This window comes from Streptomyces sp. NPDC034049 (assembly GCF_055575575.1).
Genome location: NZ_JBVISJ010000010.1, coordinates 303330 through 329597, shown reverse-complemented (window position 1 = coordinate 329597; position 26268 = coordinate 303330). Strand labels below are relative to the sequence as shown.

Below are 26268 nucleotides of genomic sequence, written 5' to 3'. Positions count from 1 at the left end.
AAACGCCCGGTTACATTCCGAACCCGGAAGCTAAGCCTTACAGCGCCGATGGTACTGCAGGGGGGACCCTGTGGGAGAGTAGGACGCCGCCGAACTCCTTTTAGAGCTCTGGCTCTTGGGCACGATGCCCAAGAGCCAGAGCTTTTTTGCGTTGAGGTAGGGTCAGGGGGCATCGTTGGCTCATTTCCCACAGGAGGCCCCCGGGTGGAGGTACAGGAGACCCGGGTCCAGACGGACCGGGTCCTCACCATCCCGAACATTCTCAGCATGGCGCGGCTCGTCGGCGTGCCCGTCTTCCTGTGGTTGATTCTCTGGCCCGAGTTCGGCGGTCCCAAGGTCGACGGCTGGGCGTTCCTGGTGATCGCTCTCAGCGGCGTCAGTGACTATCTGGACGGCAAGCTCGCGCGACGCTGGAACCAGATCAGCAGCCTCGGCCGGCTTCTCGATCCCGCGGCTGACAGGTTGTACATCCTGTCAACTCTGGTGGGCCTCACATGGCGCGAGATTCTGCCCTTGTGGTTGACCGCTGTACTGCTCCTGCGTGAGCTGGTTCTGCTCGTGATGGTGGGCATCCTCAGACGGCACGGCTATCCGCCGCCACAGGTGAACTTCCTCGGCAAGGCGGCCACGTTCAACTTGATGTATGCCTTCCCGTTGCTCCTGCTCAGTGACGGAAACGGATGGATCTCGTCACTCGCTGCGATTTTCGGATGGGCGTTCGCCGGATGGGGTACAACGCTCTATTGGTGGGCAGGGATCCTCTACGTGGTTCAGGTCCGCCGACTCGTCAGTGCGGACGCCATGTCCGATTGAGCCCGCCCAGGTGGCGGCCGTTAGTGGCTCGATGGCCCGCGTGGAAAAAGTGCGGGACAATCTGGACGGGTGAAGTCGGCTAGACCGTCTCTTCAAGGAGGACGCTTCCGACATGAAGGCCGTCGTGATGGCCGGAGGCGAAGGCACACGCCTTCGCCCCATGACCTCGAGCATGCCCAAACCGCTCCTGCCCGTGGCGAACCGCCCGATCATGGAGCACGTACTGCGGCTGCTCAAAAGGCATGGGCTCAACGAGACCGTCGTTACTGTCCAGTTCCTGGCGTCACTCGTCAAGAACTACTTCGGGGACGGCGAGGAGCTCGGTATGGAGCTCACCTATGCCAACGAGGAGAAGCCACTCGGTACCGCCGGGAGCGTCAAGAACGCCGAGGAGGCGCTGAAGGACGATGCCTTCCTCGTCATCTCCGGCGATGCCCTCACCGACTTCGACCTCACCGAGCTCATCAATTTCCACAAGGAAAAGGGCGCGCTGGTCACCGTCTGTCTGACACGGGTGCCGAATCCGCTGGAATTCGGTATCACGATCGTGGACGAGGAAGGCAAGGTCGAGCGCTTCCTGGAGAAGCCGACCTGGGGCCAGGTCTTCTCCGACACCGTCAACACGGGCATCTATGTGATGGAGCCCGAGGTCTTCGACTATGTCGAGGCCGACGTCCCCGTCGACTGGTCCGGCGATGTCTTCCCGCAGCTGATGAAGGAGGGCAAGCCGGTCTACGGCTATGTCGCCGAGGGCTACTGGGAGGACGTCGGTACGCACGAGAGCTATGTGAAGGCTCAGGCCGACGTGCTGGAGGGCAAGGTCGACGTCGAGATCGACGGGTTCGAGCTCTCGCCCGGCGTGTGGATCGCCGAAGGTGCCGAGGTGCACCCCGACGCCGTGCTCCGCGGCCCGCTGTACATCGGGGACTACGCCAAGGTCGAAGCCGGCGCCGAGATCCGTGAGCACACCGTCGTGGGCTCCAACGTCGTCGTGAAGAGCGGGGCCTTCCTGCACAAGGCCGTGGTCCACGACAACGTCTACATCGGACAGCACAGCAATCTGCGTGGCTGTGTAGTCGGCAAGAACACCGACATCATGCGGGCCGCGCGGATCGAGGACGGTGCGGTGATCGGCGACGAGTGTCTCGTCGGCGAGGAATCGATCATCCAGGGGAACGTGCGCGTCTACCCCTTCAAGACGATCGAGGCCGGCGCATTCGTCAACACCTCGGTGATCTGGGAGTCCCGCGGGCAGGCCCATCTGTTCGGTGCCCGGGGCGTCTCCGGCATCCTCAACGTGGAGATCACGCCAGAGCTGGCCGTGAGGCTCGCAGGAGCCTACGCGACGACCCTCAAGAAGGGCTCCACGGTCACCACCGCCCGTGACCACTCCCGAGGCGCCCGTGCGCTCAAGAGGGCCGTCATCTCGGCGCTGCAGGCCAGCGCCATCGACGTACGGGACCTGGAGAACGTACCGCTGCCGGTGGCGCGGCAGCAGACCGCGCGGGGCAGCGCCGGCGGGATCATGATCCGGACGACGCCGGGGGTTCCCGACTCCGTCGACATCATGTTCTTCGACGGACAGGGCGCCGACCTGTCGCAGGCCAGTCAGCGGAAGCTGGACCGGGTGTTCGCGCGACAGGAGTACCGGCGCGCGTTCCCGGGCGAGATCGGGGACCTGCACTTCCCGGCCAGCGTGTTCGACTCGTACACAGGCTCGCTGCTGAGGAACGTCGACACGACCGGGATCGCCGAGTCGGGGCTCAAGGTCGTCGTGGACGCGTCCAACGGCAGTGCCGGTCTGGTGCTGCCGAGCCTGCTCGGCAAGCTCGGTGTGGACTCGTTGACGATCAACCCGGGTCTCGACGAGTCGCGGCCGACGGAGACCGGCGACATGCGGCGGTCTGGGCTGGTGCGGCTGGGCGAGATCGTCGCGTCCTCGCGAGCCGCGTTCGGCGTGCGTTTCGACCCGGTCGGTGAACGGCTGTCGCTCGTCGACGAGAAGGGCCGGATCGTCGAGGACGACCGGGCCCTGCTGGTCATGCTCGACCTGGTGGCCGCCGAGCGGCGGAGCGGGCGGGTCGCCCTGCCGGTCACCACCACCAGGATCGGTGAGCAGGTCGCCGCCTACCACGGCACACAGGTCGAGTGGACGACCACGTCGCCCGACGACCTCACCCGGGTCGGCGGCGACGAGACGACGATCTTCGGCGGTGACGGGCGCGGTGGCTTCATCGTGCCGGAGTTCAGCAGCGTCTTCGACGGGACGGCGGCCTTCGTACGGCTCATCGGGCTGGTGGCGCGGACGCAGCTCACGCTCAGCCAGATCGACGCGCGGATTCCGCGGGCGCACGTCCTGAAGCGGGATCTCGCCACTCCGTGGGCCGTGAAGGGTCTGGTGATGCGCCGGGTCGTGGAGGCGGCAGGGGACCGCTTCGTGGACACCACCGACGGGGTGCGGGTCGTGGAGACCGACGGACGCTGGGTGATGGTCCTGCCGGACCCGGCCGAAGCCGTCACGCATCTGTGGGCCGAAGGGCCCGACGACGCCTCCGCGCAGTCCCTGCTCGACGAGTGGGCGGCGGTCGTGGACAGCGCCGGCCGCTGAATCGCATCGCACGCGCGCGTGCCGGACAAGTGCCCCCAACGGGGCCTGTCCGGCACGCCGGTGGGGCCATTCGGAGGTAGTGGCCGCGACGTGCGACGATGTGCGGCATGCCGCAGCAGCCCCCCGTTCGGAGCACACCCGCGCGCCCGTCGCGTCCGGACGCCTCCATGTCGCTGCTCAACAACGTCATGGACCACAGCCTCGACGACGGGTACGCCGAGGCCGCCGCCCGAAGGAAGGCCGCGGGCGCCGAGGGCATGCCGAAGACGGTGCGCGCCAAGCTGGGGCTCGCGGTCGGCCTGGTGCTCGCCGCCCTGGTGGTGACGGTCGGTGCCGCGCAGGCGCGGATCAGCGCGCCCGTGGTCGCCAAGGAGCGCGAGGAGCTCATCGACCGCATCCAGCGGGAGACCGCCGCCGCGGACGAGCTGGAGGACTCCGTGGACGAGCTCCGGGACGACGTGAGCGCCCGGCAGCGCAAGGCGCTCAAGGACGACGGCGGCAGCGACGCGAACGACCTGGTGGGCATCCTGTCCGGCGCCGTCGAGGTGCACGGCCCCGGAGTCCGTCTCGTCGTCAACGACGCCAAAAGCGCCGGTCAGGGCGGTGACGGCGACCCACGGGAGACGTCCGGGTTCTCGGACACCGGTCGGGTGCGTGACCGGGACATGCAGCGGGTCGTCAACGGGCTGTGGGAGTCCGGTGCCGAAGCCGTCTCGATCAACGGTCAGCGGCTCACCGCGCTGTCGGCGATCAGGGCCGCGGGCGACGCGATACTGGTCGACAACAAGCCGCTGGCTCCGCCGTACACGGTCCTCGCGGTGGGGGACGGGCAGCGGCTGAGCACCACGTTCCAGAACAGCCCCGACGGGCTGTATCTGCACGCCCTCCAGGAGAACTTCGGCATCCGGACGAGCATCTCCGTAGAGGACGACCTCAAGGTGCCGGCCGCGCCGAGCGTGATCGTACGAACAGCAGAACCCAGCACAGAGAAGGGCACATCGTGATCGCCGTACTGGGCCTCGTCCTCGGAGTCGTGGCCGGACTGTTGGTCCGGCCCGAGGTGCCGGCGGTGGTAGAGCCGTATCTCCCCATCGCCGTGGTGGCGGCGCTGGACGCCGTCTTCGGTGGTCTGCGCGCGATGCTGGACGGCATCTTCGACGACAAGGTCTTCGTCGTGTCGTTCCTGTCGAACGTGGTCGTGGCCGCCCTGATCGTCTTTCTCGGTGACAAGTTGGGTGTCGGTGCCCAGCTGTCCACGGGCGTCGTGGTCGTCCTCGGGATCCGCATCTTCTCCAACGCCGCGGCGATCCGCCGGCACGTGTTCCGGGCGTGAGGCCGATGAGCGACCAGGACCGGACGCCGGCCCCGAAGCCTGACCCGAAGTCGACTCCGGGTGCCGGAGGGGACGACACACCGACGACCCGACTGCGCCGGGAACTGCCCCAGGAAGTGGCTGCCACGGCCGCCGAGGAGCCCGGAGAGGCGCCTCAGGAGGAGAAGAGCAGGCTGACCGGGCGGCAGCGGCTGGCCCAGGGGCTGTGGCCGCCGCGCTTCACCCGTGCCCAACTCATCGTGGCCCTGCTGCTGTTCGGCCTCGGCTTCGGGCTGGCCATCCAGGTGGCCTCCAACAACGACGACAGCGCGCTGCGCGGAGCACGTCAGGAGGATCTCGTTCGCATCCTCGATGAACTGGATGACCGTACGCAGCGTCTGGAGGAGGAGAAGCAGGGTCTCGAGGATCAGCGCACCGAGTTGGAGAACAGCTCGGACCAGGCCGAGGAGGCACGCAAGCAGACGGTCGAGAAGGAGCGGCAACTCGGCATTCTGGCGGGCACGGTGGCGGCGCAGGGACCCGGCATCACACTGACGATCGACGACACGAAGGGGACGGTCGAGGCGGACATGTTGCTCGACGCGATCCAGGAGCTGCGCGCGGCCGGCGCCGAGGCGATCCAGGTGAACGGCGTACGGGTCGTGGCCAGCACGTATCTGACCGATTCCGACGACGGGATCAAGGTCGACGGGAACAAGATCACCCAGCCTTTTCGTTTCAAGGTCATCGGCAATCCGCAGGACCTGGAGCCCGCACTGAACATCCCCGGAGGCGTGGTGCAGACACTGGAGAAGGAGCAGGCCACCGTGACCGTGGAGCGAGCGGACAAGATCGTCGTGGACGCCTTGCGAGCGGTGAAGCGGCCTGACTACGCTCGGTCGTCCTCCCAGTGAACCGCAGGTGCATGAGGCCCGTCCGGCGAGGGCATGAGGTTGCGGGGGGTCGGCGCACCGAATGGGTGGTGCGTGGTGGAAACTGTCCGGTGGGTACGGACGTTGTGAGGTTGTCCGGCTCGGCCGGTGTGTTCAGTCAGGGTTCGTCCTGCCCCACGGGCGGGTCTGTTTCGGTCAAGGGGAATCGCCCGTGAAGTTGTTTGCGAAGTTGTTCGGCAAGAGCGCGCGAGAGGGCAGCGACAACGCGACCTCCCGCCATCGCGCGCAGCCTTCGGAAGCGGAGGGCCAGGGCGGTGAGCGCCCCATGTTCCGGGACCAGGTCGCTGGTCCGGGAGGTGACATTTCCGGAGGTCAGGGCGCGCCGTCTGTTGACCCTGCCCAGTCGGGCCGCATAGGTTTCGGGGATCCGTCAACCTCAGGTGCGGGTGGAGGGTTCGCTTCAGACCCGTATACGTCCAATGCCCCGGCGGGGCAGCCGCGGCAGGAGGATCCGTCGATGTCGGCCCTGGTGTGTACGAGGTGCGGTAACCGCAACGCGGAGAACAGCCGCTTCTGCTCGAACTGCGGCGCTCCGCTGCGGGCCGGCGCGACCCCGGAGCGTCCGTCCGAGACGACCTCCACGATCTCCATCTCCGGCCTCGAGGCGTACGACTCCGAGGTCACCGGCCAGACCCAGCTGCCGGCGCTCTCTCCGGAGGCCCAGGCCGCCGTCGACGCGCTGCCGCTCGGCTCGGCCCTCCTCGTCGTGCGTCGCGGTCCGAACGCGGGCAGCCGCTTCCTGCTGGACGGCGACCTGACCACGGCGGGCCGTCACCCGCAGAGCGACATCTTCCTCGACGACGTGACCGTGTCGCGTCGCCACGTGGAGTTCCGCCGGGGCCAGGACGGCTCGTTCACGGTCGCCGACGTCGGCAGCCTGAACGGCACGTACGTCAACCGTGAGCGGATCGACCAGGTCGCCCTGCACAACGGCGACGAGGTGCAGATCGGCAAGTACCGGCTGGTCTTCTACGCGAGCCAGCGGGGCTACTGACCCCCCCCCGGACCGGGTCCGGGGGGACCCCAGGGAAGGTCCATGCTTCGAACAACGAGCGGTGGTGCCGACCACGGCACCGCCGCCGCGGACAGTGGCCTGATGAGCATCGGTACGGTGCTGAACGCGCTGCGCGAGGAGTTCCCCGAGGTAACCATCTCCAAGATCCGTTTCCTGGAGTCGGAGGGGCTCATCGAGCCGCAGCGGACCCCTTCGGGGTATCGCAAGTTCAGTGCCGAGGACGTCGAGCGCCTGGGACACGTGCTCAGGATGCAGCGGGATCACTATCTGCCGCTCAAGGTGATCCGTGAGCATCTGGAGGCCCTGGAGCGCGGCGAGGACGTACGGCTGCCGTCCGTGGGGCGGCAGCGTGACGTCGGCGACGGAGAGCGTCTCAGCGGGCTCTTCGGGGAGCCCGAGGAGCCGACGGCGGCCCGGATCGGGCGCGGTGAGCTCATGGCCGGTGCGGGGATCGACGAGGAGCAGCTGGCGGAGTGGGAGTCGTACGGGCTGGTGGCCGCGCTGCCGGACGGCTCGTACGACGCGGAGGTACTCACTGTCGCCACGCTTGTGGTCGAACTGGGGCGGTTCGGTATCGAGCCCCGGCATCTGAGGATGATGCGGGCCGCCGCGGACCGTGAGGCGGGGCTCGTGGACCAGGTCGTGGCGCCCCTGCGGCTGCACCGTAATCCGCAGACCAGGGCGCATGCGGAGGACCGGACGAGGGAGCTGGCGGGGCTCACGGTGAAGCTGCACGCCGCGCTGGTGCAGAGCGCTCTGGGCGTACGACTGCGCTGAGGCCCGGTGTTCGCCTGTGGCGGATCGGTCGGCCGATCTGTGCCCGACTACCCAAACATCCCGAGCACGGCCTAGGGTTGCTGTGTGAACGAGCTCGATGTCGTAGGTGTCCGGGTCGAAATGCCCTCCAACCAACCGATCGTGCTCCTGCGCGAAGTGGGAGGCGACCGTTACCTCCCCATCTGGATCGGGCCGGGGGAGGCGACGGCGATCGCTTTCGCCCAGCAGGGCATGGCGCCCGCGCGGCCGCTGACCCACGACCTGTTCAAGGACGTGCTGGAGGCCGTCGGCCAGGAGCTCACGGAAGTGCGCATCACCGACCTGCGTGAGGGCGTCTTCTACGCGGAGCTGGTGTTCGCCAGTGGGGTCGAGGTGAGTGCGCGGCCTTCCGACGCCATAGCGCTGGCGCTGCGTACGGGTACGCCGATCTTCGGCAGTGACGGGGTGCTCGACGACGCGGGCATCGCGATCCCGGACGAACAGGAGGACGAGGTGGAGAAGTTCCGCGAGTTCCTCGACCAGATCTCGCCCGAGGACTTCGGTACGAACAGCCAGTGAGCCAGTGAGCCGGTGGGCGGTGGTGCGGGGCCGTGGAGTCCTGACACCGCCGGTCGCCGATGCCTGGTGGGGGACGGTTCGTGACCGCGGTGAGGATGTCCGAGCGGGGCTCCGCACGTGCCGGGGGCCGGTGCGCCGTCGGGCGGCTTCGCCGGAGGGCATTCGGCTAGCCTTTCCCCGCGGAAGGGCACGGGAAACCACTCTCAGGGTGATTATCACTCGGCGTGGCGAGTGCGGTGGTCGTTGACGCACCCCGGGTGGCTGCCTACCGTCGATGAGGCAGGTCAAGGACGGAGGTCGGCGTGAGAAGCAGCGGCGACGGTACGGCTGGGGGTGCCCCCGGACGCAGGCTGGGGGACAGTGGCCCGTACCCGCTTCACGGCAGCGCGGCCGGTCATGTCCCGCAGCGTCCCGCGGTGGTGCAGGACAGCGCGGAGGCGGCGTCCGAACCGCATGAGAACGTCGGCTACCGCGGTCCCACCGCGTGCGCCGCCGCCGGGATCACCTATCGGCAGCTGGACTACTGGGCCCGTACCGGCCTCGTGGAGCCGAGTGTGCGCTCCGCCCAGGGCTCGGGGACGCAGCGCCTCTACAGCTTCCGGGACGTCGTCGTCCTCAAGATCGTGAAACGGTTCCTCGACACGGGGGTCTCGCTGCAGAACATCCGCACCGCGGTCCAGCACCTCAGGGAGCGGGGCTTCAGCGATCTGGAGCGGATGACGCTGATGAGCGACGGGGCCACGGTCTACGAGTGCACCTCGCCCGACGAGGTCCATGCCCTGCTCCAGGGCGGCCAGGGGGTCTTCGGGATCGCCGTCGGGGTCGTTTGGCGTGACGTGGAAAGCGCTCTCTCCCAGTTGCACGGGGAGCGGGTGGACACCGGGGAGACACTGGTCGGCCCCAACCCGTCGGACGAGCTCGCGCGGCGACGGAACCGGGCGGTCTGAAGGGTCCGCGCCGCTCCGTGCCCGCCGTGGTGGACGGGCACCCGGCATTGTCAGTGGCGTAGGGCAGCATCGGAGATGTGAGAACCGCGCCCACGATCCTGCATCTCGACATGGATGCCTTCTACGCCTCGGCGGAGCAGGCGTCCAAGCCGAGTCTGCGCGGGAAAGCCGTTGTCGTGGGTGGGCTGGGGCCCCGTGGGGTGGTCGCGACCGCCTCGTACGAGGCTCGGGTGTTCGGAGTGCACTCGGCGATGCCGATGGCGCAGGCGCGGCGGCTCGCGCCGAACGCCGCGTACCTCACCCCGCGCTTCACGTTTTACCGGGCGATCAGCGACCAGGTCATGGGGCTGTTGCGGGACCTGTCCCCGCTGGTGGAGCCGTTGAGCCTGGACGAGGCGTTCGTGGACCTGGAGGCCGGGGACGCCGCGTGGGACGAGGAGTCCGCGCGGCTGGTGGGTGCGCGGTTGCGGGCGGACATCCGGGCGGTGACCGGGCTGACCGGCTCGGTCGGGCTCGCGGCCTCGAAGATGCTCGCGAAGATCGCCTCCGAGCAGGCCAAGCCGGACGGGCTGGTGCTGATCGAGCCCGGGACCGAGCGGGCACTGCTGGGGCCGATGTCGGTGCGGATCCTGCCGGGGGTGGGGCCGGCGACCGGGGACCATCTGCGGCGGGCCGGGATCACCACCGTCGAGGAGATCGCGGAGGCCGGGGAGGACGAGATCGTACGGCTGCTGGGCAAGGCGCACGGGCACGGGCTGTACGCGATGGCGCTGGCGCGGGACGACCGCGCGGTCGTGGCCGAGCGGGACACGAAATCGGTGTCGGTGGAGGACACGTACGACGTCGACATCCATGACCGGGTGCGGGTTCGGCTGGAGGTTCAGCGGCTCGCGGACCGCTGTGTGCGGAGGTTGCGGGGGGCCGGGCTGTCGGGGCGGACGATCGTGCTGAAGGTACGGCGGTACGACTTCTCGACGCTGACCCGGTCCGAGACGTTGCGGGGGCCCACGGACGACCCGGCGGTGGTGCGGGAGGCCGCGGGGCGGTTGCTGGAGACCGTGGACACGACGGGTGGAGTGCGGTTGCTGGGGGTGGGCGTAAGTGGGCTCGCCGACTACACGCAGGAGGACCTGTTCGCCCAGGCGGCCGGTGCGGTGGATCTTGTCGAGGACGAGGCCGGAGGCGCTGTGGAGGCGCCGGTGGTCGAGGAGCGTGCGGGTGGGGAGCGGCAGTGGCGGGCCGGGCACGACGTGCGGCACGCCGAGTTCGGGCACGGGTGGGTTCAGGGGAGCGGGCTCGGGCGGGTGACGGTGCGGTTCGAGACGCCGGATGACGTGGGGCCCGGGCGTGTGCGGACGTTCCGGACCGACGATCCGGAGCTGGAGGCGGCGGAGCCGTTGCCGTTGGTGCGGGGTGGGGTGACGCAGGGCTGACGCGGGTCGGTGCTGCCGGGCTGCGGGGCTGCGGGGCTGTGGCTGGGCGGCCTCGCGGCGAGGGTGAGGGGGCGGCGGGATCGGGAGAGGGGCCAGGTGGGGGAAGGGGATGTGCACAAAGAGTGTCGCGAACAGCAGGGCGGCCGACGACAGGGCCGTGCAGAAGAGGGCCGCGAACAAGGGGGCCGCGAACAAGGGGGGCTGTGGAGCAGAGGGCCGTGAATGGTGGCCTGTTGGTGAGGCAGGTGGTCTTCGGGCTCGGCCTTCAGCGGGAGCGCCGGTCCGGGGGAGGGCAGATGGGGGCTCAGGGTGTTCAAGAGAGGCTGCGAGTGGGGTCCGGTGGTGTCAGGGTTCTTCCTTGCCTGTCACGTTGCCGAAGTCGTGGTCCAGGGGTGGGGGCGGGGCCGCGTCCAGGCCGTAGTGGTGGTAGAGCTGGAGTTCCTGTTCGGGGGAGAGGTGGCGGCCCACGCCGAAGTCGGGGGCGTCCTTGATGAGGGCGCGTTCGAAGGGGACGCGGAGGGTGCCTTCGACCAGTTCGCTGGGTTCCAGGGGGACGAAGGCGTCGCGGCCGAAGAAGCCCATGCGTATCGCGGCCCACTCGGGTGTGCCGGTGGCGTCGTCGAGGTAGATCTCGTCCACGGTGCCGATCTTGCTGCCCCTGCGGTCGAACGCCTTGCGGCCGATCAGATGGCGCGGATCGATGTCGCTCTGCACGGGCCCTCCATGTGGTCGCACAACGGTGGCGAATCGTGTCTCACCACTACGAAAAGGCACATCGGGGGAGGCGGCCACTCGAAGACCTGTGCGTTGACCGCGCTGATACGCTGGCAGCGGCTGTCGACCCCGTGCGGGAGAGTCCTCCGGACACCATCCGGAGGCGCCGAAGGAGCAAATCCTCCCCGGAATCTCTCAGGCTCACGTACCGCACGGACGAGGTCACTCTGGAAAGCAGAGCGGGTGTCACGGCTTCCGCTCTCACCGACGGTGAAAACCGGTCCGAACCAGGACCGGTGAAGCTCTCAGGTTGAGATGACAGAGGGGGAGGCCGTCCGGGCACCCGTGCCGTGGTGCCCCTCGAAGGTCGTGTCAGACCAGGAGGCCTCCGTAATGACCGCCCATCGCATTCCGCTCTCCGAGCTCGAACAGGGAATCCCGTTCGAGCGGCGCCACATCGGCCCGGACGCCGAGGCCCGGGCCAAGATGCTCGCGCACGTCGGATACGGCTCGCTCGACGAGCTGACGGCCGCCGCGGTACCGGACGTGATCAAGAACGCCGAGGCGCTGGAGCTGCCGGGCGCACGCACCGAGGCCGAGGTGCTCGCCGAGCTGCGGACGCTGGCCGACCGCAACCAGGTGCTGGGGTCCATGATCGGGCTCGGGTACTACGGGACCTTCACGCCGCCCGTCATCCTGCGGAACGTCATGGAGAACCCGGCCTGGTACACCGCCTACACGCCGTATCAGCCCGAGATCTCCCAGGGGCGGCTGGAGGCGCTGCTCAATTTCCAGACGGTCGTCGCCGACCTCACCGGGCTGCCCACCTCCGGGGCCTCGCTGCTCGACGAGGGAACCGCCGCCGCCGAGGCGATGGCGCTGTCCCGGCGGATGGGGAAGAACAAGAAGGGCCTCTTCCTCGTCGACGCGGACACGCTGCCGCAGACCGTCGCCGTGATCGAGACCCGGGCCGAACCGACCGGGGTCGAGGTCGTCGTCGCGGACCTGAGCGAGGGGATCCCGGCCGACATCGCCGAGCGGGAGATCAACGGGGTGCTGCTGCAGTACCCGGGCGCCTCCGGTGTCGTACGCGATCTGAAGCCGGTCATCGAACAGGCGCACGAGCTCGGCGCGCTCGTCACCGTCGCCGCCGACCTGCTCGCTCTCACGCTGCTCGTCCCGCCCGGCGAGCTGGGTGCCGACATCGCGGTGGGGACCACCCAGCGGTTCGGTGTGCCGATGGGCTTCGGCGGACCGCACGCGGGCTACATGGCCGTGCAGGAGAAGTTCGCGCGCAGCCTGCCCGGGCGGCTCGTGGGCGTCTCCGTGGACGCGGACGGACACAAGGCGTACCGGCTCGCCCTGCAGACGCGGGAGCAGCACATCCGCCGCGAGAAGGCGACGAGCAACATCTGTACGGCTCAGGTGCTGCTCGCCGTGATGGCCGGCATGTACGCCGTGTACCACGGGCCGGAGGGGCTGCGGACCATCGCCCGGCGTACGCACAGGTACGCCACCGTGCTCGCCGCGGGGCTCGCGGCCGGTGGGATCGAGGTCGTGCACGGCGCGTACTTCGACACGCTCACCGTGCGGGTGCCGGGGCGCGCCGGTGAGGTCGTGGCGGCCGCGCGGGAACATGGCGTGAACCTGCACCTCGTGGACGCGGACCTGGTGTCGATCTCCTGCGACGAGACCACGACCCGGGCGCAGCTCGGTGCCGTGTGGACCGCGTTCGGCGTGGAGGGGGACGTCGAGGCCCTCGACGCCGAGGCCGCGGACACGCTGCCCGAGGCGCTGCTGCGGTCGGACGACTACCTGACGCACCCCGTGTTCCACGAGTACCGCTCCGAGACCGCGATGCTGCGCTACCTGCGCCGGCTCGCCGACCGGGACTACGCGCTGGACCGGGGCATGATCCCGCTGGGCTCCTGCACGATGAAGCTCAACGCGACCACCGAGATGGAGCCGGTGACCTGGCCCGAGTTCGGGCAGCTGCACCCGTTCGCGCCCGCCGGGCAGGCGCAGGGGTACCTCACGCTCATCCGTGAGCTGGAGGAGCGACTGGCGGAGGCCACCGGGTACGACAAGGTGTCGCTGCAGCCGAACGCGGGCTCGCAGGGCGAGCTGGCCGGTCTGCTGGCCGTCCGCGCGTACCACCGGGCCAACGGTGACGCGCAGCGGACCGTGTGCCTCATCCCGTCCTCCGCGCACGGCACCAACGCGGCGAGCGCCGTCATGGCCGGCATGAAGGTCGTCGTCGTGAAGACCGCCGAGGACGGCGAGATCGACGTCGAGGACCTCCGGGCGAAGATCGAGCAGTACAGCGACGAGCTGTCCGTGCTGATGATCACCTACCCGTCGACGCACGGTGTGTTCGAGGAGCACGTGGCCGACATCTGCGCGCAGGTGCACGACGCCGGTGGTCAGGTCTACGTCGACGGCGCCAACCTCAACGCGCTGGTGGGGCTCGCCAAGCCGGGGCACTTCGGCGGCGACGTCTCGCACCTGAACCTGCACAAGACGTTCTGCATCCCGCACGGCGGCGGTGGACCGGGCGTCGGGCCGGTGGCCGTGCGCGAGCACCTGGCGCCGTATCTGCCGAACCACCCGTTGCAGCCCGCGGCCGGGCCGGAGACGGGCGTGGGCCCGATCTCGGCGGCGCCGTGGGGCTCGGCGGGCATCCTGCCGATCTCGTGGGCGTACGTCCGGCTCATGGGCGGGGAGGGGCTCAAGCGGGCCACCCAGGTCGCGGTGCTCAGCGCCAACTACATCGCCAAGCGACTGGAGCCGCACTACCCGGTGCTCTACACCGGCCCGGGCGGGCTCGTGGCGCACGAGTGCATCGTGGACCTGCGGCCGCTGGCCAAGGCGACCGGGGTGAGCGTCGACGACATCGCCAAGCGGCTGATCGACTACGGCTTCCACGCGCCGACGATGTCGTTCCCGGTGGCCGGGACGCTGATGATCGAGCCGACAGAGTCGGAGGACCTCGGTGAGCTGGACCGGTTCTGCGACGCGATGATCGCGATCCGCGCGGAGATCGAGAAGGTCGCCTCGGGCGAGTGGTCGGCGGACGACAACCCGCTGCGCAACGCGCCGCACACCGCGGCCGCGCTCGGCGGGGCGTGGGAGCACGCCTACACCCGTGAGGAAGCGGTCTTCCCGGCCGGGGTCTCGCCCGCCGACAAGTACTGGCCGCCGGTGCGCCGGATCGACCAGGCCTTCGGCGACCGGAACCTGGTCTGCTCCTGCCCGCCGCTGGACGCCTACGCAGAGTAGTCGGGCGCGGACACGCGTCGGGGCCGGTTCGGAGAGTGCGCTCTCCGGCCGGCCCCTTCTTCTGTCCGGGCGGACGTCCTGTGCGGGGACGCCCACCCTGTGCGCACGTCCGTGCGGCTCAGGCGGCTGTCACCACGCTGCCGTTCGGGCGGTGCGGCGCGATGATCTGGCCGTCCGGCAGGAGCTCACCGGTGTCCTCGAAGAGCAGAACGCCGTTGCAGAGCAGGCTCCATCCCTGCTCCGGGTGGTGCGCCACGAGTCGGGCGCCTTCCCGGTCGGCGGATTCGGCAGTCGGGCACAGTGGCTGGTGCTGACACATGGTTGTGGGGATCTTTCGGTTTGTCGTGTGGTCTGAGTTGGTTGATTTGTCCGACCCGCGGCTTGAAGCCTCGTTCATGGCCGCCCCCCGTTGTGATAAATCGGTCCGGTCCCAGTGTTGCCCCACGGGCGTCAATCCGCAGGCATTTCGCAGCACGGCTTCTTCACAGGTTGATGACGCATCCCTTGCGCGAACGGTTCATCCGCGCCGCACTGTCCCTTCGGGTGGTTCGGCATGGTCGGATGGGGCTAGTCCGATGGTAGGGAAGGCGCGTGAATAGCTCGTACGAGCGTATTGCCGCCCGAAAGAGCGCGCATTTCCGAGGGTGGGAAGAGGGCAGGACAAGCGCCCCGCCACCGGGAAATCGGCGGCGGGGCGCGAGCGGTACGCGGCTGCGGGGGCGGCCCTGGTTCAGGCGGGTGATCCCAGCAGGGGTGCGGGCGTCAGCCGGGTGGTCAGCACCGGGAGGAGATCGGCGACCCGGTGCGGGCGGTGGGCGGCGATACCGGGTGGAGCAGGTGCCAGCGGCACCAGCAGGTCGTTGGGTGCCGGGTGGCCGGTGGCGCCGTCGGCCGTGGGGTCGGCGTGCAGCCAGAGCGTGAGCATGTACAGCTCGGGCACCGACAGCAGGCGTGGCTGGTAGGGCTGCTGCATGACCTCGGCCTGGCGCAGGGCGAGCTCGGTGGAGGCAATGTACGGGCCCTCGAAGAAGTGCGAGAACGCCCAGCCGTCCGGGGTCAGGCGGGTCTCGGCGGCGGCCACGGCGCGGTCGCCGCAGCGGATCAGGAACCGCCATCCGGCGAGCCGGGCGGTGCCCGTGCCCTCCGGGGTGATCCGGTCGAGCACGTGGACGGGCAGTGGCAGTTCGGGGGTGGCGGGGCCCGAGGCGTTCTTCAGGGAAGGTGTTCGCGCCTCGTGGACGGCGGTGGGGGAACCGAGTGCCATGAGGACGGTGCGCAGGGCGGGCGCGGGAGCCGGGGGGACATGCAACGGCATGGTGGGTCGCCTCTCAGTTCGACAGGCACGATGGCGCGAGGGCGGGGGCGGACGGCGCTGTCAGCTCTCAGGGATCGGAGAGACGGGTGCCCGGGGTCCGGGTGCGTGGGTGGGTCCGCCGCGTGTGGTCTGACGGCAGGACCGAGGACCGCGAGTGCCGACTCTCAGCCTCGTTTGCGGAGTTTATACGACACGTGTTCACACGAGGTTTCGTCTAGCCGTTCCGAATATGAAGAGCAAGGCGGTATCCGGTCTCCGGAGCCTGCTCATCACCCCGCTTTTCCATGGGGGTGCACCGGTGACCTCGGATTACCGGCACGTAGCGGACGGCCGGTTCTCGTCGGCGCTTTTCACGAAAGCGGAACCGGTAGAAAGCGCATGCTCTTTCTTGCCCGCTGAATGTGCCAGAAGCACGCCGAGTGAATAGTGTCAGAGGTGACCGTGTTCAGCCTAGCGTGCGCAGGTCGCGCCGGGGACGTTATCAGCGGCTCCACCGGGGCATCATCATGCGTGGACCCGAGACAGCAGTGGCCGTTCGTCGGCCTGCCCATCCAAGGAGGGACCCCTAGATGGGAGAGAAGGTCGTAGCGGGGCCGTTCGGCCTCTCCGATCGCCAGCAGTACCGCGACAAGTTGAGGCAGTGCCTGGCGGGGCTGGCGCGACTGCTGGAGGAGAAGCGGTTCGATCGCCCCAAGAACCTGATGGGTGTGGAGATCGAGCTGAACCTCGTCGACGGCGACGGGCTGCCCCGGATGATGAATGCGCAAGTGCTGGAGCGGATTGCGAGCAAAGATTTCCAAACAGAACTCGCCATGTTCAATCTGGAAGTCAACATTGCTCCACATCGGCTGGGCGGCCGGGTATTCGACCAGCTTTCCGAGGAACTGCGTACCTCCCTCGCGTACGCCGACCGCAAGGCCATCGAAGTCGGCGCGGGGATCGTGATGATCGGCATTCTGCCCACGCTGGACCGCGACGACCTGGTCTCCTCCAACCTCTCCGCGGGCGACCGCTACACCCTGCTGAACGATCAGATCGTCGCTGCCCGGGGCGAGGACTTCACCCTCGACATCGACGGGGTGGAGCGGCTCGTCTGCACCTCGAAGTCGATCGCGCCCGAAGCCGCCTGCACCTCCGTGCAGTTGCACCTCCAGGTCACCCCGGGCCGGTTCGCCGACGTGTGGAACGCCGCCCAGGCGGTCGCCGCCGCGCAGGTCGCCATCGGCGCCAACTCGCCGTTCCTGTTCGGGCACGAGCTGTGGCGCGAGTCGCGCCCGCCGCTGTTCCAGCAGTCAACCGACACCCGGCCGCCCGAGCTGCAGGCGCAGGGAGTGCGGCCGCGCACCTGGTTCGGGGAGCGGTGGATCTCCTCGGCGTTCGACCTCTTCGAGGAGAACCTGCGCTTCTTCCCGGCCCTGCTGCCCATCTGCGACGAGGAGGACCCGATGGCCGTCCTCGACGCGGGCGGCGTGCCCTCACTCGCCGAACTCACGCTGCACAACGGCACGATCTACCGCTGGAACCGGCCGGTCTACGGCATCGCCGACGGGGTTCCGCACCTGCGCGTCGAGAACCGGGTGCTGCCCGCCGGCCCGACCATCACGGACGTGATCGCCAACGCCGCGTTCTACTACGGCGTCGTACGCGCCCTCGCCGAGGAGTCGCGGCCCGTGTGGACGCGGCTGCCCTTCGAGGCGGCCGCCGCCAACTTCGACGAGGCCTGCCGGCACGGCATCGACGCGCGGCTCCAGTGGCCGCGCGGCCGTTACGGCGGGGTGGGACCGGTGGACGCGGTCAACCTCGTCCGGGACGAACTGTTGCCGCTCGCCGAGGCGGGGCTGGACGCGTGGGGGGTCGAGCCGGTCGACCGGGACTTCTACCTCGGTGTGATCGAGGAGCGCTGCCGGCGCCGGGCCAACGGGGCGTCCTGGCAGGTCGAAACGTTCCATCGGGCTCTGGCCAAGGGGCTCGGCCGGGACGCGGCGCTGGCCGCCACGACACGGCGCTACGGCGAGCTGATGCACTCCGGGGAGCCGGTCCACAGCTGGCCGGTCGGACTGCCGGAGCCGGTGCCGCTGGGCTGAGCGCCGCCTCCGCGGCGCCTCCCTCCCGTCCGGGCGGGGCGCTGTGGGGGACGCCGCCGGAATGTCACGGACCGCCGCGGGTGATGATGGACCCTCGGCGGGGCCGGACAACTGGAGGCGTGGGTGCAGGGGCAGGCGGAGTCGGCGGAGGGCGCGGTGCCGGGGGAGCGGCCGAGCCGACGGATTCTGAGGGACGAGACGCTCCTCGTGCTCGCGCTCTCGCTCGGCGCGAGCGGGGTGTCCGCGCTGATCAGCTTCATCGGATCGGTCACCGAGCCCGGCGGGCTCAAGGACCAGGCGGCCACCATGAACGCCTCGGCGGCGCCCGGCCGCCCCTGGCTCGACCTCGCATGGCAGCTCTTCGGGATCACGACCGCCCTGGTGCCCGTCGCGCTGGTCGCGCACTTCCTGCTGCGTGAGGGCGCCGGGCTGCGGACTCTGGGCTTCGACCGGACGAAGCCGTGGCCCGACCTCGGCCGGGGCGCGGCCGTCGCCGCGGTGATCGGCAGCACCGGGATCGCCTTCTACCTCGCCGCGCGCGGCCTCGGTTTCAACCTCACCGTGGTGCCGGAGGCGCTGCCCGAGGTGTGGTGGAAGTACCCCGTGCTGATGCTCTCCGCGATCCAGAACGCGGTCCTCGAAGAGGTCATCGTGGTCGGGTACCTGCTGCGCCGGCTCCAGCAGCTGGGCTGGTCGCCGGGGAGCGCGCTGGCCGCCAGTTCGGTGCTGCGCGGCTCGTACCACCTCTACCAGGGCATCGGCGGCTTCGTCGGGAACATGGTGATGGGTGTGGTGTTCGTGTACCTGTACCGGCGGTGGGGGCGAGTGGGCCCGCTGGTGGTGGCCCACTCGCTGCTCGACATCGGGGCGTTCGTGGGGTACGCGCTGCTGGCGGGGAAGGTGGACTGGCTGCCCACGCCGTGACCGGTGGCCGTGGGTCAGGCGAGGAGTTCGCCGTCGATGACCGTGACCGCGCGGCCGGAGAGCAGGGTGCGCTCGCCGCGGAGTCCCGTGCGGACGTGGCCGGAGCGGGCGGAGGCCTGGAGGCCGGTGAGGTCCGGGCGGCCCAGACGCTCCGACCAGAAGGGGGCGAGGGCGGTGTGGGCGCTGCCCGTGACCGGGTCCTCGTCGATGCCGATGTTCGGGAAGAAGCAGCGTGAGACGTAGTCGTGGCCGACGGCGGGGTCCTCGGCGCGGGCGGTGGCGATGATGCCGCGCTCGGAGTAGCGGCCCAGGGACCGGAGGTCGGGGGCCAGACCGAGGACCGTCTTCTCGTCGGCCAGTTCGAGCAGCAGGTCGCCCACCTGGGGGCCGGTGTCGAAGGCGCCGACCGGCTCGGCGCCCAGGGCCTCGGCGACGCCGTCCGGGACGGGGACCGGGGTCAGGGGCGCGGTCGGGAAGTCGAGTGTGAGGGAACCGTCCGGCTGCGGTGTGGCCACGAGGACCCCGCTGCGGGTGGCGAACCGAACCGGACCCTCGTGCGTGCCGGTGCTGTTCAGGACGTGTGCCGTGGCCAGGGTGGCGTGGCCGCACATCGCCACCTCGGCGACCGGCGTGAACCAGCGCAACGCCCAGTCGGCCTCGCCGCCCGCCGGGAGGGGGTGGGCGAACGCGGTCTCGGCGTGGTTGACCTCCTTGGCCACGTTCCGGAGCCAGTCGTCGTCCGGGAAGGCGTCGAGGAGGAGGACTCCGGCGGGGTTGCCGGAGAACGGGCGGTCGGTGAAGGCGTCGACGATACGAATGCGCATGGGACGACGCTAGGCGGTCCGTGGAGCCACGGGCCAAGGCCAATTCCGGGACGGTGGACCGGTTTTCATGGGCCACCTCGTCCGCGGACAAGCGCTAGTGGACGGAGAAGCCGCCGTCGACGAAGAGGGTCTGACCGGTGATGTAGCCGGCCGAGCGGCCGGCGAGGAACACCGCGGCTCCGGCGAAGTCGTCGGGCAGGCCGTTGCGGCCGGTCAGGGTGCGGGCGGCGAGGGAGGCCACCTGGGCCGGGTCGGACGACAGCCGGGTGTTGAGCGGGGTCGGGACGAAACCGGGGACCAGGGTGTTGCAGGTGACGCCGTGGGGCGACCACTCCTCGGCCTGCGAGCGGGCCAGCGACTCCAGGGCGCCTTTGGAGACGCCGTACGCGCCGCTGCGGACGAAGGCCCGGTGTGCCTGCTGCGAGGTGATGTGGATGATGCGTCCGTAGCCCCTCTCGGCCATGCCGGGCCCGAAGCGCTGGCCCAACAGGAAGGGCGCGTCCAGGTTCACGGCCATGGTGGTGTCCCACACGTCCTCGCCGAGGTCGCTCAGTGGGGGACGCAGGTTGACGCCGGCGCTGTTGACGAGGATGTCGGGTTCGCCGAACGCCTCGACGGCCTGCTCCGCCACCGCGCGCACGCCGGCTCGGGTAACCAGGTCGCCGCTCACCCAGGCCGCCCGGCAGCCGTCCGCCGTCAGTCCGTCGACCGTGGCCGCCAGTTCCGCCTCCTTGCGCGCGACGATCACCACGCTCGCCCCGGCCCGTGCGAGAGCCGTGGCGATGGCCTTGCCGATGCCGGAGCTGCCGCCCGTCACCACGGCGACGCGGCCGTCGAGCGAGAACAGTTCGGTGAGGTAGCTGTCGGAGATCATTTCCGCACTTTAGGGGGCGCCGCCGGGGGGTCGGTGTGCGGGGTGGCGGGGTGGGACGGCGAGTGGACTTGTGGTTCGGGGGTTGTCGGGCGACAGGTTCCGATATATCGTTGAAGCATCGCGACAGATCAACGATGGAATGGAGTGATGGTGATGCGTTCCCATGGACAGGACTTCGGATTCGAGCGTGGACATGGACGGCGCGGTGGGGAGCACCCCCGCGGCCGAGGTGACGCCGACGCGCTGCGCGCCGCCTTCGGGCCGTTCGGGCCGGGCCATGGTGGGCCCGGACCGTTCGGACCCTTCGGGGGAGGCCCCTGGGGTGGGCGCGGCCGAGGCGGACCCAGGGGAAGGGCGCGGCGGGGCGATGTGCGTGCCTCGATCCTGGCCCTCCTCAAGGACAGGCCCATGCACGGCTACGAGATGATCCAGGAGATCGCCGAGCGCAGCGGCGGGGCGTGGAAGCCCAGCCCCGGCTCGGTGTACCCCACCCTCCAGCTGTTGGAGGACGAGGGGCTGATCGCCAGCGCGACCGAGGGCGGCAAGAAGCTGTTCTCGCTCACCGAGGCCGGTCGCAGCGCGGCCGACGAGGGGCCCGAGGCCCCTTGGGAAGAGGCCTCGCGCGGGGTCGACTGGGAGGCGCTGAGCGAGATCCGGCAGGCCGGCTTCGGTCTGATGGAGGCGTTCGGCCAGGTCTGGAAGACCGGTGACAAGGACCAGCGCGACAAGGCGCTGACGGTGATCAACGAAGCCCGCAAGAAGCTGTACCTGATCCTCGCCGACGAGGACTGAGGGACGGCAGCGGACTGAAGTGCGGGAGCGCCCCCGGAGGATTCCGAGGGGCGCTTTCGCGTGTCCGGGCGGGCGAGTGCGGAGAAGCGAGTGGCGAGGTGGTGAAAGCGGTGAGGGTGGTGAAGGCGGTGAAGAAGGTGGCGAGGGTGGGCGCCCGTCAGGCCACGAGTGCGCCCAGCTTGCGCAGCGACTCGGCGAGCGCGGCCGTGGCGGAGTCCCTGAGCTTGCCCGCCATCAGGGAGACGGCGGCGCCGGTGAACCGGCCGTCGACACGGACGGTCGTGGCGTCGCCGTCGGGGGTGAGGGTGTAGCGGGTGGTGAGGTCCACGGCCATCGGGCCCTTGCCCCGGATGGCCAGGGTGCGGGCGGGCTCCAGCTCCGCGATGGTCCACTCGACCTCCGCCGGGAAGCCCATCAGCCTCAGGTTCTCCTGGAAGGTGCCGCCCACTTCGAGGGTCTGCGGGCCACCCTCGGGGAAGCCGGTGTGGGTCGTGTTCCACTCGCCGTACGCCGGCCAGTCGACGAGCCGGGCCCAGACCTGCTCGGCGGGCGCCTCGATGCGTGCCTCCGCGCTGACGTCGGCCATGCGACCACCCCTTCGTCTCGGACGCTGGTGTCGCGGAACGTAGCCCCGGGCCCCGGAACATTCAATACTGATGAACCGTCAGGAATCGGAGGAGGGTCCGGGGCGGTCCGGGCGCCGGGTCACCTGGCGGATCAGCGCCGCGTCGAACAGGTCGCACGCGCGGGGCAGTCGGCTTTCGTCGTGGCAGTGCCAGGCCTCCCAGAACAGGTCGGCGGGCAGGGCGCTCTCGGGGGCGTACACCCGGTACACGTACTGCCTGCCGTCGATCGCCGGCAGGGTCACCAGCCAGCACCCGCTCTCCATGGGGTGGGGGACGAGCGCCGGTGCCGTGCGGTTGCGCATGGGACGTGGGGGACAGAGGCGCGCGCCCCTGGGGCGTGCGGGCCGGATCTCATCCGTAGGGAGGAGAGGCGGGTCCTCCCTACGCAACCTGTGTGGGACACGAAGATGCTTCCTTTCGCGGATGACCCGGAGGCGGTGGGACTGATGGGGTGGGGGACGTGCGACACCCCATTCCCCGGCAGTCGGCCGCAGCCCCTGGTCCGGACAACGTGGAGATCGACGGCGTACTCACGGACGAGCTGGCCTCGGTGGTCGCCGCCGCGCGCAGACGGGCCCTCCGGGACGGGGACCGTCATATCGACACCGCGCATCTGCTGCACGCGCTCCTGGAGTCCGACCCCGACGTCCGCGCCGTCTTCGACGGGCCGCAGGTCGCCCGACTGCTCGGCTATCTGGTGCAGCGCAGCATCGGCTACGGACTGCGCTGGCAGATAGGCGTCGAGGATGCCGGAGTCGTCCCGGGGGTGCCGGGCACGCCCGGCTGGTCGCCGGTGGCGGCCCGCGCGATGAGCCAGGCGTACGACCGTGCCCTGCGGCGGGGTGAGCGGTCGGCCCACGGTGTCGATCTGCTCGCAGCGCTGGTCGGGGCCACCGGATCGCGGGCCGTCGAGGTGCTCGGCACGGTGGGTGTCGACGTCGGAGCCGTGGCGCGGCAGGTCGCGCGGACGGGCGAGGGCGCCTGATTCCTTGATGCCGCGTGCCGGGGGTCCGACCTTCAGCCGGGCCCCTTTGCCGTGCCCTGGAGCCGGGCCGGGCCCCTCGGTCCGGCCCGGTCGCCATGCCGCCCTGAGATGCCGCCCTGCCATGCCGCCTTGCCATGCCCACCTGCGGTCCAGCCGGTGAGACAGGTGTCAACGGGGGTGACGCTCCTGTCATCTGCTGTCATCATGTGCCGGTGCATACGTCTCAGGGCAGTCACGGACAACGCGGTCGGGGTGTCGGGCTGGTGCTCGCGCTCGGGTCGGCGCTCGCGTTCGGCGGATCGGGTACGGCGGCCAAGCCGCTCATCGAGGCGGGGCTCGACCCGCTCCACGTGGTGTGGCTGCGTGTCGTGGGCGCCGCCCTGGTGATGCTGCCGCTGGCCGTGCGGCACCGGGATCTGGTGCGGCGGCGGCCCCTGCTGCTCGTGGCTTTCGGGCTCTTCGCGGTGGCCGGTGTGCAGGCCTTCTACTTCGCGTCGATCTCCCGTATCCCCGTCGGAGTCGCCCTCCTCGTCGAGTACCTCGGGCCCGCCATCGTCCTCGGATGGGTGCGGTTCGTGCAGCGGCGGACGGTGACGCGCGCCGCCGCGGTCGGGGTCGTTCTCGCGGTCGGCGGCCTCGCCTGTGTCGTCGAGATCTGGTCGGGCCTGAGCTTCGATCCGCTGGGACTGCTGCTCGCGCTCGGGGCCGCCTGCTGTCAGGCCGGGTACTTCGTGCTCTCCGACCAGGGGAGCGAGGCGGGGACCGAGGCGCCGGACCCGCTCGGTGTCATCGCCTACGGACTGCTGGTGGGCGCTGTGGCGCTCACGGTGGTGACCCGGCCGTGGGGGATGGAGTGGGAGGTGCTCGGCGGTGTCGCGTGGATGAACGGGACGGCCGTACCGGCGTGGCTGCTGCTCGGATGGGTGGTGCTGATCGCCACGGTCCTCGCCTACGGGACCGGGGTGATGGCCGTGCGGTGGCTGTCTCCGCAGGTGGCGGGGGTCCTGGGGTGCCTGGAGGCGGTGGTGGCGACCGCGCTCGCGTGGGTGCTGCTGGGGGAGCACCAGGGGGCGCCGCAGATCGTCGGCGGGCTGGTGGTGCTGGCCGGGGCGTTCGTCGCGCAACGGTCCGCGCGGGGCGGGAAGCCGCGGCGTGAGGGGACGCCGCGGAAGGCGGCGTCCGGCAGGGAAGGGGTGGAGGCCGAGCTGCCGGTGGGGCGGGGGTGACGGAGCGTCGGGGCTCGGGGGTGCGGGACCGGCGCGGCGGGCGGGGGTGGTCGCGCGGCTGCGGGTCGAGTGGGGTTGATCGCGCGGTTCCCCGCGCCCCTGAGGGGCGCGGGGTGTCGTCGGCTAGAGGGTCTTGAGGTAGTCGGGGAGTACCGTGCCGGGGGCCAGGTCGGGGTCCGGGATCGGGGTTTCGTAGCCCTTGCGGAGGGGGACGACGCCGGCCCAGTGAGGGAGCGTGAGGTCCTCGGGCTCGTCGTTGACGCCGCCGGTGCGGGTCTTGGCCGAGACCTCCTCCAGGGCGAGGCGGATCACGGCCGTGGCCGCGAACTCCTTGCCGTTGGCGGGCCGGCAGTCCCGCGAGCGGCCCGGTACGGCCTGGTCGACCAGGGCGTCCAGGGCGATCCGCCGTTCCTCCGGGTCGCTCACCTGGTGCGCGGTGCCGTGCACCACCACCGAGCGGTAGTTGATCGAGTGGTGGAAGCCGGAGCGGGCCAGGATGAGCGCGTCCACATGGGTGACCGTCAGGCACACCCGGAGGCCCGGCTCGGCCTGGCCCGTCATCCGGAGTGGGCGCGAACCCGTCGAACCGTGCACATAGAGCGTCTCGCCGACCCGGGCGTACAGCGTCGGCAGCACCACCGGGGCGCCGTCGCGGACGAAGCCGAGATGGCAGACGTACCCCTCGTCGAGTATCGAGTGCACCAGTTCCCTGTCGTACGAGGCCTTGTGGGCGGCCCGGGTGGGGACGGTGCGCTCGGTGGGGGTGTAGGCGGCGGGCGGCGGTGTCGTCGGTACGGGTGTCGTCGGCCGGGTCCCCGTCATTGCGCTCTCCATTGCACTAGTGCATAATCTGCTTTGTGCTAGGAGAATACATGATCACTGGGCGGCGCGCAGCCGAGATCGCGGCGAGCGTCGAGCAGGCGGTGGGTTCGGGCGAGCTGAAACCCGGTCAACTGCTGCCGCCCATGCGGGAGTTGGCGGAGCGGCTCGGGGTGAATCCGAACACCGTCGCGGCCGCCTACCGCACGCTGCGCGAGCGCGGGGTCATCGAGACCGCCGGACGCAGGGGGAGTCGCGTGCGGTCCCGGCCCGCGACGACGGGGCGGGAGTACATCCGGGTCGAGGTGCCCGAGGGGGTGCGGGACCTCGCCGACGGCAATCCCGACCCCGCGCTGCTGCCGCGTCTGGCGGAGGTGTTCGGGGCCGCCGCCGAGCAGGGCGACCGCGAACCGGTCCTCTACGGAGCGGGTGCCGTGGAACCCGAGTTGGCGCGGATCGCGCGGGCCGACCTGGACGCCGACGGCGTGCCGGACGGGCCGGTCGCCGTCACCTCGGGGTCGCTCGACGCCATCGAGCGGGTCCTGGCCGTCCATCTCAAGCCGGGGGACGCCGTCGCCGTCGAGGACCCGGGGTGGGGGAGCGTGCTCGACCTGGTCCCGGCGCTCGGGCTGCGGGTCGTCCCGGTCGGTGTCGACGACGAGGGGCCGCTCCCCGACGACGTACGCACGGCGCTGGAGGGCGGGGCGCGGGCCCTGATCGTCACCGACCGGGCGCAGAACCCGACCGGCGCGGCCCTGAGCGCCGCACGCGCGCGAGCCCTGCGGTCGGTGCTGCGGGAGCATCCGGAGACCCTGCTCATCGAGGACGACCACGGCTACCGGATCGTCGACCAGCCCCTGCATCCGCTCGCCGGGGGCACGCGCAGCTGGGCCTTCGTGCGGTCGGTCGCCAAGGCGTACGGCCCCGACCTGCGGCTGGCGGTGCTGACCGGCGACGCGGCCACCGTCGACCGGGTGGTGGGCCGGCAGCGGCTGGGGCCGGGGTGGGTGAGCCGGCTGGTGCAGCGGGCCGTCGTCCGGCTGTGGTCCGGCGGCGCGGTGGACGCCGTGCGCGTGGCGACGGCGTACGGGCGGCGGCGTGACGCGCTGATCGGCGCCCTCGCGCGGCGTGGGGTCGAGGCGCACGGGGTCAGCGGGATGAACGTGTGGATCCGGGTGCCGGACGAGACCGGCGTGGTCGCCCGGCTGCTGCACGCCGGCTGGGCCGTCGCGCCCGGCGCGCGCTTCCGGATGAGCGCCCCGCAGGGGATCCGGATCACCGTCTCCACCCTCACCGAGGAGGACATCGGGAGGGTGGCGGACGCGGTGGCCTCCGCGATCGGGCCGGGGGTGAAGGCGGGAGCGGGGGCGGGGTACGTGTGACTCGGCGC

25 protein-coding genes, 1 rRNA gene and 1 riboswitch are annotated in these 26268 nt (G+C 70.4%); of the genes, 18 read left to right on the top strand and 8 right to left on the bottom strand.

Annotated features, from left to right (window positions below):
* From rrf to ACZ52C_RS28225, 11 genes are all read left to right on the top strand, one after another.
* A 5S ribosomal RNA gene (gene rrf, locus ACZ52C_RS28275) occupies nucleotides 1-95 on the top strand; the annotation flags it as partial.
* Between the two features lie 109 nt (nucleotides 96-204).
* Nucleotides 205-813, top strand: coding sequence for a CDP-alcohol phosphatidyltransferase family protein (locus ACZ52C_RS28270; RefSeq protein WP_469077405.1), 609 nt, complete (start codon nucleotides 205-207; stop codon nucleotides 811-813).
* Nucleotides 814-925: 112 nt separating this feature from the next.
* Nucleotides 926-3421 (top strand): mannose-1-phosphate guanyltransferase, encoded by a 2496-nt coding sequence (locus ACZ52C_RS28265; RefSeq protein WP_329901079.1) that lies wholly within the window; start codon nucleotides 926-928, stop codon nucleotides 3419-3421.
* Nucleotides 3422-3519: 98 nt separating this feature from the next.
* Nucleotides 3520-4425, top strand: coding sequence for a DUF881 domain-containing protein (locus ACZ52C_RS28260; protein ID WP_469077404.1), 906 nt, complete (start codon nucleotides 3520-3522; stop codon nucleotides 4423-4425).
* Nucleotides 4422-4754 (top strand): small basic family protein, encoded by a 333-nt coding sequence (locus tag ACZ52C_RS28255; RefSeq protein ID WP_009343209.1) that lies wholly within the window; start codon nucleotides 4422-4424, stop codon nucleotides 4752-4754. Before ACZ52C_RS28260 ends, ACZ52C_RS28255 begins: the two co-directional genes overlap by 4 nt.
* A gap of 5 nt (nucleotides 4755-4759) precedes the next feature.
* Nucleotides 4760-5647, top strand: a complete 888-nt coding sequence (locus ACZ52C_RS28250) for a DUF881 domain-containing protein (RefSeq protein WP_469077403.1) — start codon at nucleotides 4760-4762, stop codon at nucleotides 5645-5647.
* 61 nt (nucleotides 5648-5708) lie between these two features.
* On the top strand, nucleotides 5709-6680 hold the full coding sequence (locus ACZ52C_RS28245) for an FHA domain-containing protein (protein WP_469077402.1): 972 nt from the start codon (nucleotides 5709-5711) through the stop codon (nucleotides 6678-6680).
* 42 nt (nucleotides 6681-6722) lie between these two features.
* Nucleotides 6723-7478, top strand: coding sequence for a transcriptional regulator FtsR (gene ftsR / locus ACZ52C_RS28240; RefSeq protein WP_469077401.1), 756 nt, complete (start codon nucleotides 6723-6725; stop codon nucleotides 7476-7478).
* Nucleotides 7479-7562: 84 nt separating this feature from the next.
* Entirely contained in the window at nucleotides 7563-8036 is a 474-nt protein-coding gene (locus ACZ52C_RS28235; RefSeq protein ID WP_005475662.1) for a bifunctional nuclease family protein, read from the top strand.
* A gap of 419 nt (nucleotides 8037-8455) precedes the next feature.
* Entirely contained in the window at nucleotides 8456-8983 is a 528-nt protein-coding gene (locus ACZ52C_RS28230) for a MerR family transcriptional regulator (RefSeq protein ID WP_045563417.1), read from the top strand.
* Nucleotides 8984-9060: 77 nt separating this feature from the next.
* Entirely contained in the window at nucleotides 9061-10416 is a 1356-nt protein-coding gene (locus ACZ52C_RS28225) for a DNA polymerase IV (RefSeq protein WP_469077400.1), read from the top strand.
* 345 nt (nucleotides 10417-10761) lie between these two features.
* On the opposite strand, the gene ACZ52C_RS28220 is transcribed toward ACZ52C_RS28225, so the two are convergent.
* Nucleotides 10762-11130, bottom strand: coding sequence for a PRC-barrel domain-containing protein (locus tag ACZ52C_RS28220; protein ID WP_469077399.1), 369 nt, complete (start codon nucleotides 11128-11130; stop codon nucleotides 10762-10764).
* 124 nt (nucleotides 11131-11254) lie between these two features.
* Nucleotides 11255-11351, top strand: a riboswitch (glycine riboswitch).
* 172 nt (nucleotides 11352-11523) lie between these two features.
* On the opposite strand from ACZ52C_RS28220, the gene gcvP reads away from it, so the two are divergent.
* Nucleotides 11524-14409, top strand: coding sequence for an aminomethyl-transferring glycine dehydrogenase (gene gcvP / locus ACZ52C_RS28215; protein WP_469077398.1), 2886 nt, complete (start codon nucleotides 11524-11526; stop codon nucleotides 14407-14409).
* A 118-nt stretch (nucleotides 14410-14527) separates the two neighbouring features.
* On the opposite strand, the gene ACZ52C_RS28210 is transcribed toward gcvP, so the two are convergent.
* Together ACZ52C_RS28210 and ACZ52C_RS28205 are read right to left on the bottom strand one after the other, a co-directional pair.
* Nucleotides 14528-14728, bottom strand: coding sequence for a DUF5999 family protein (locus ACZ52C_RS28210; protein ID WP_045563408.1), 201 nt, complete (start codon nucleotides 14726-14728; stop codon nucleotides 14528-14530).
* A gap of 411 nt (nucleotides 14729-15139) precedes the next feature.
* Nucleotides 15140-15724, bottom strand: a complete 585-nt coding sequence (locus ACZ52C_RS28205; protein ID WP_469077397.1) for a hypothetical protein — start codon at nucleotides 15722-15724, stop codon at nucleotides 15140-15142.
* A 569-nt stretch (nucleotides 15725-16293) separates the two neighbouring features.
* On the opposite strand from ACZ52C_RS28205, the gene ACZ52C_RS28200 reads away from it, so the two are divergent.
* Nucleotides 16294-17808: a glutamate-cysteine ligase family protein gene (locus ACZ52C_RS28200; protein WP_469077396.1), complete on the top strand. Its 1515-nt coding sequence runs from the start codon at nucleotides 16294-16296 to the stop codon at nucleotides 17806-17808.
* A 123-nt stretch (nucleotides 17809-17931) separates the two neighbouring features.
* On the top strand, nucleotides 17932-18732 hold the full coding sequence (locus ACZ52C_RS28195) for a CPBP family intramembrane glutamic endopeptidase (RefSeq protein ID WP_469077395.1): 801 nt from the start codon (nucleotides 17932-17934) through the stop codon (nucleotides 18730-18732).
* Nucleotides 18733-18746: 14 nt separating this feature from the next.
* Here the strand turns inward: ACZ52C_RS28195 and ACZ52C_RS28190 are convergent, their stop codons facing one another.
* Both ACZ52C_RS28190 and ACZ52C_RS28185 read right to left on the bottom strand, forming a co-directional pair.
* A complete protein-coding gene (locus ACZ52C_RS28190; RefSeq protein WP_469077394.1) occupies nucleotides 18747-19556 on the bottom strand; it encodes a PhzF family phenazine biosynthesis protein in 810 nt (269 codons plus the stop codon).
* A gap of 94 nt (nucleotides 19557-19650) precedes the next feature.
* Nucleotides 19651-20430, bottom strand: coding sequence for an SDR family NAD(P)-dependent oxidoreductase (locus ACZ52C_RS28185; RefSeq protein WP_469077393.1), 780 nt, complete (start codon nucleotides 20428-20430; stop codon nucleotides 19651-19653).
* A gap of 144 nt (nucleotides 20431-20574) precedes the next feature.
* Between ACZ52C_RS28185 and ACZ52C_RS28180 the strand changes: the two genes are divergently transcribed.
* Nucleotides 20575-21222, top strand: a complete 648-nt coding sequence (locus tag ACZ52C_RS28180) for a PadR family transcriptional regulator (RefSeq protein WP_469077392.1) — start codon at nucleotides 20575-20577, stop codon at nucleotides 21220-21222.
* 157 nt (nucleotides 21223-21379) lie between these two features.
* Here the strand turns inward: ACZ52C_RS28180 and ACZ52C_RS28175 are convergent, their stop codons facing one another.
* On the bottom strand, nucleotides 21380-21808 hold the full coding sequence (locus tag ACZ52C_RS28175; protein WP_469077391.1) for a type II toxin-antitoxin system Rv0910 family toxin: 429 nt from the start codon (nucleotides 21806-21808) through the stop codon (nucleotides 21380-21382).
* A gap of 78 nt (nucleotides 21809-21886) precedes the next feature.
* A complete protein-coding gene (locus ACZ52C_RS28170; RefSeq protein ID WP_469077417.1) occupies nucleotides 21887-22111 on the bottom strand; it encodes a hypothetical protein in 225 nt (74 codons plus the stop codon).
* A gap of 197 nt (nucleotides 22112-22308) precedes the next feature.
* On the opposite strand from ACZ52C_RS28170, the gene ACZ52C_RS28165 reads away from it, so the two are divergent.
* Nucleotides 22309-22833: a peptidase gene (locus ACZ52C_RS28165; protein WP_469077390.1), complete on the top strand. Its 525-nt coding sequence runs from the start codon at nucleotides 22309-22311 to the stop codon at nucleotides 22831-22833.
* A 206-nt stretch (nucleotides 22834-23039) separates the two neighbouring features.
* Complete coding sequence (locus ACZ52C_RS28160) at nucleotides 23040-24059, top strand: EamA family transporter (protein ID WP_469077389.1); 1020 nt, start codon at nucleotides 23040-23042, stop codon at nucleotides 24057-24059.
* Between the two features lie 123 nt (nucleotides 24060-24182).
* On the opposite strand, the gene ACZ52C_RS28155 is transcribed toward ACZ52C_RS28160, so the two are convergent.
* The gene (locus ACZ52C_RS28155; protein ID WP_469077388.1) at nucleotides 24183-24881 is read right to left on the bottom strand and encodes a pyridoxamine 5'-phosphate oxidase family protein; all 699 of its coding nucleotides are present in this window, start codon (nucleotides 24879-24881) and stop codon (nucleotides 24183-24185) included.
* A 35-nt stretch (nucleotides 24882-24916) separates the two neighbouring features.
* On the opposite strand from ACZ52C_RS28155, the gene ACZ52C_RS28150 reads away from it, so the two are divergent.
* The gene (locus tag ACZ52C_RS28150; protein WP_469077387.1) at nucleotides 24917-26260 is read left to right on the top strand and encodes an aminotransferase class I/II-fold pyridoxal phosphate-dependent enzyme; all 1344 of its coding nucleotides are present in this window, start codon (nucleotides 24917-24919) and stop codon (nucleotides 26258-26260) included.
* The last annotated feature ends 8 nt before the right edge of the window (nucleotides 26261-26268 follow it).

Excerpts from the sequence above, each read along its gene's own strand:
- ACZ52C_RS28265 (WP_329901079.1), top strand. The coding sequence starts at position 926 with ATGAAGGCCGTCGTGATGGCCGGAGGCGAAGGCACACGCCTTCGCCCC.
- ACZ52C_RS28260 (WP_469077404.1), top strand. The coding sequence starts at position 3,520 with ATGTGCGGCATGCCGCAGCAGCCCCCCGTTCGGAGCACACCCGCGCGC.
- ACZ52C_RS28250 (WP_469077403.1), top strand. The coding sequence starts at position 4,760 with ATGAGCGACCAGGACCGGACGCCGGCCCCGAAGCCTGACCCGAAGTCG.
- ACZ52C_RS28245 (WP_469077402.1), top strand. The coding sequence starts at position 5,709 with ATGGGTGGTGCGTGGTGGAAACTGTCCGGTGGGTACGGACGTTGTGAG.
- ftsR (WP_469077401.1), top strand. The coding sequence starts at position 6,723 with ATGCTTCGAACAACGAGCGGTGGTGCCGACCACGGCACCGCCGCCGCG.
- gcvP (WP_469077398.1), top strand. The coding sequence starts at position 11,524 with ATGACCGCCCATCGCATTCCGCTCTCCGAGCTCGAACAGGGAATCCCG.
- ACZ52C_RS28210 (WP_045563408.1), bottom strand. The coding sequence starts at position 14,728 with ATGTGTCAGCACCAGCCACTGTGCCCGACTGCCGAATCCGCCGACCGG.
- ACZ52C_RS28205 (WP_469077397.1), bottom strand. The coding sequence starts at position 15,724 with ATGCCGTTGCATGTCCCCCCGGCTCCCGCGCCCGCCCTGCGCACCGTC.
- ACZ52C_RS28200 (WP_469077396.1), top strand. The coding sequence starts at position 16,294 with ATGGGAGAGAAGGTCGTAGCGGGGCCGTTCGGCCTCTCCGATCGCCAG.
- ACZ52C_RS28190 (WP_469077394.1), bottom strand. The coding sequence starts at position 19,556 with ATGCGCATTCGTATCGTCGACGCCTTCACCGACCGCCCGTTCTCCGGC.
- ACZ52C_RS28185 (WP_469077393.1), bottom strand. The coding sequence starts at position 20,430 with ATGATCTCCGACAGCTACCTCACCGAACTGTTCTCGCTCGACGGCCGC.
- ACZ52C_RS28175 (WP_469077391.1), bottom strand. The coding sequence starts at position 21,808 with ATGGCCGACGTCAGCGCGGAGGCACGCATCGAGGCGCCCGCCGAGCAG.
- ACZ52C_RS28170 (WP_469077417.1), bottom strand. The coding sequence starts at position 22,111 with ATGGAGAGCGGGTGCTGGCTGGTGACCCTGCCGGCGATCGACGGCAGG.
- ACZ52C_RS28155 (WP_469077388.1), bottom strand. The coding sequence starts at position 24,881 with ATGACGGGGACCCGGCCGACGACACCCGTACCGACGACACCGCCGCCC.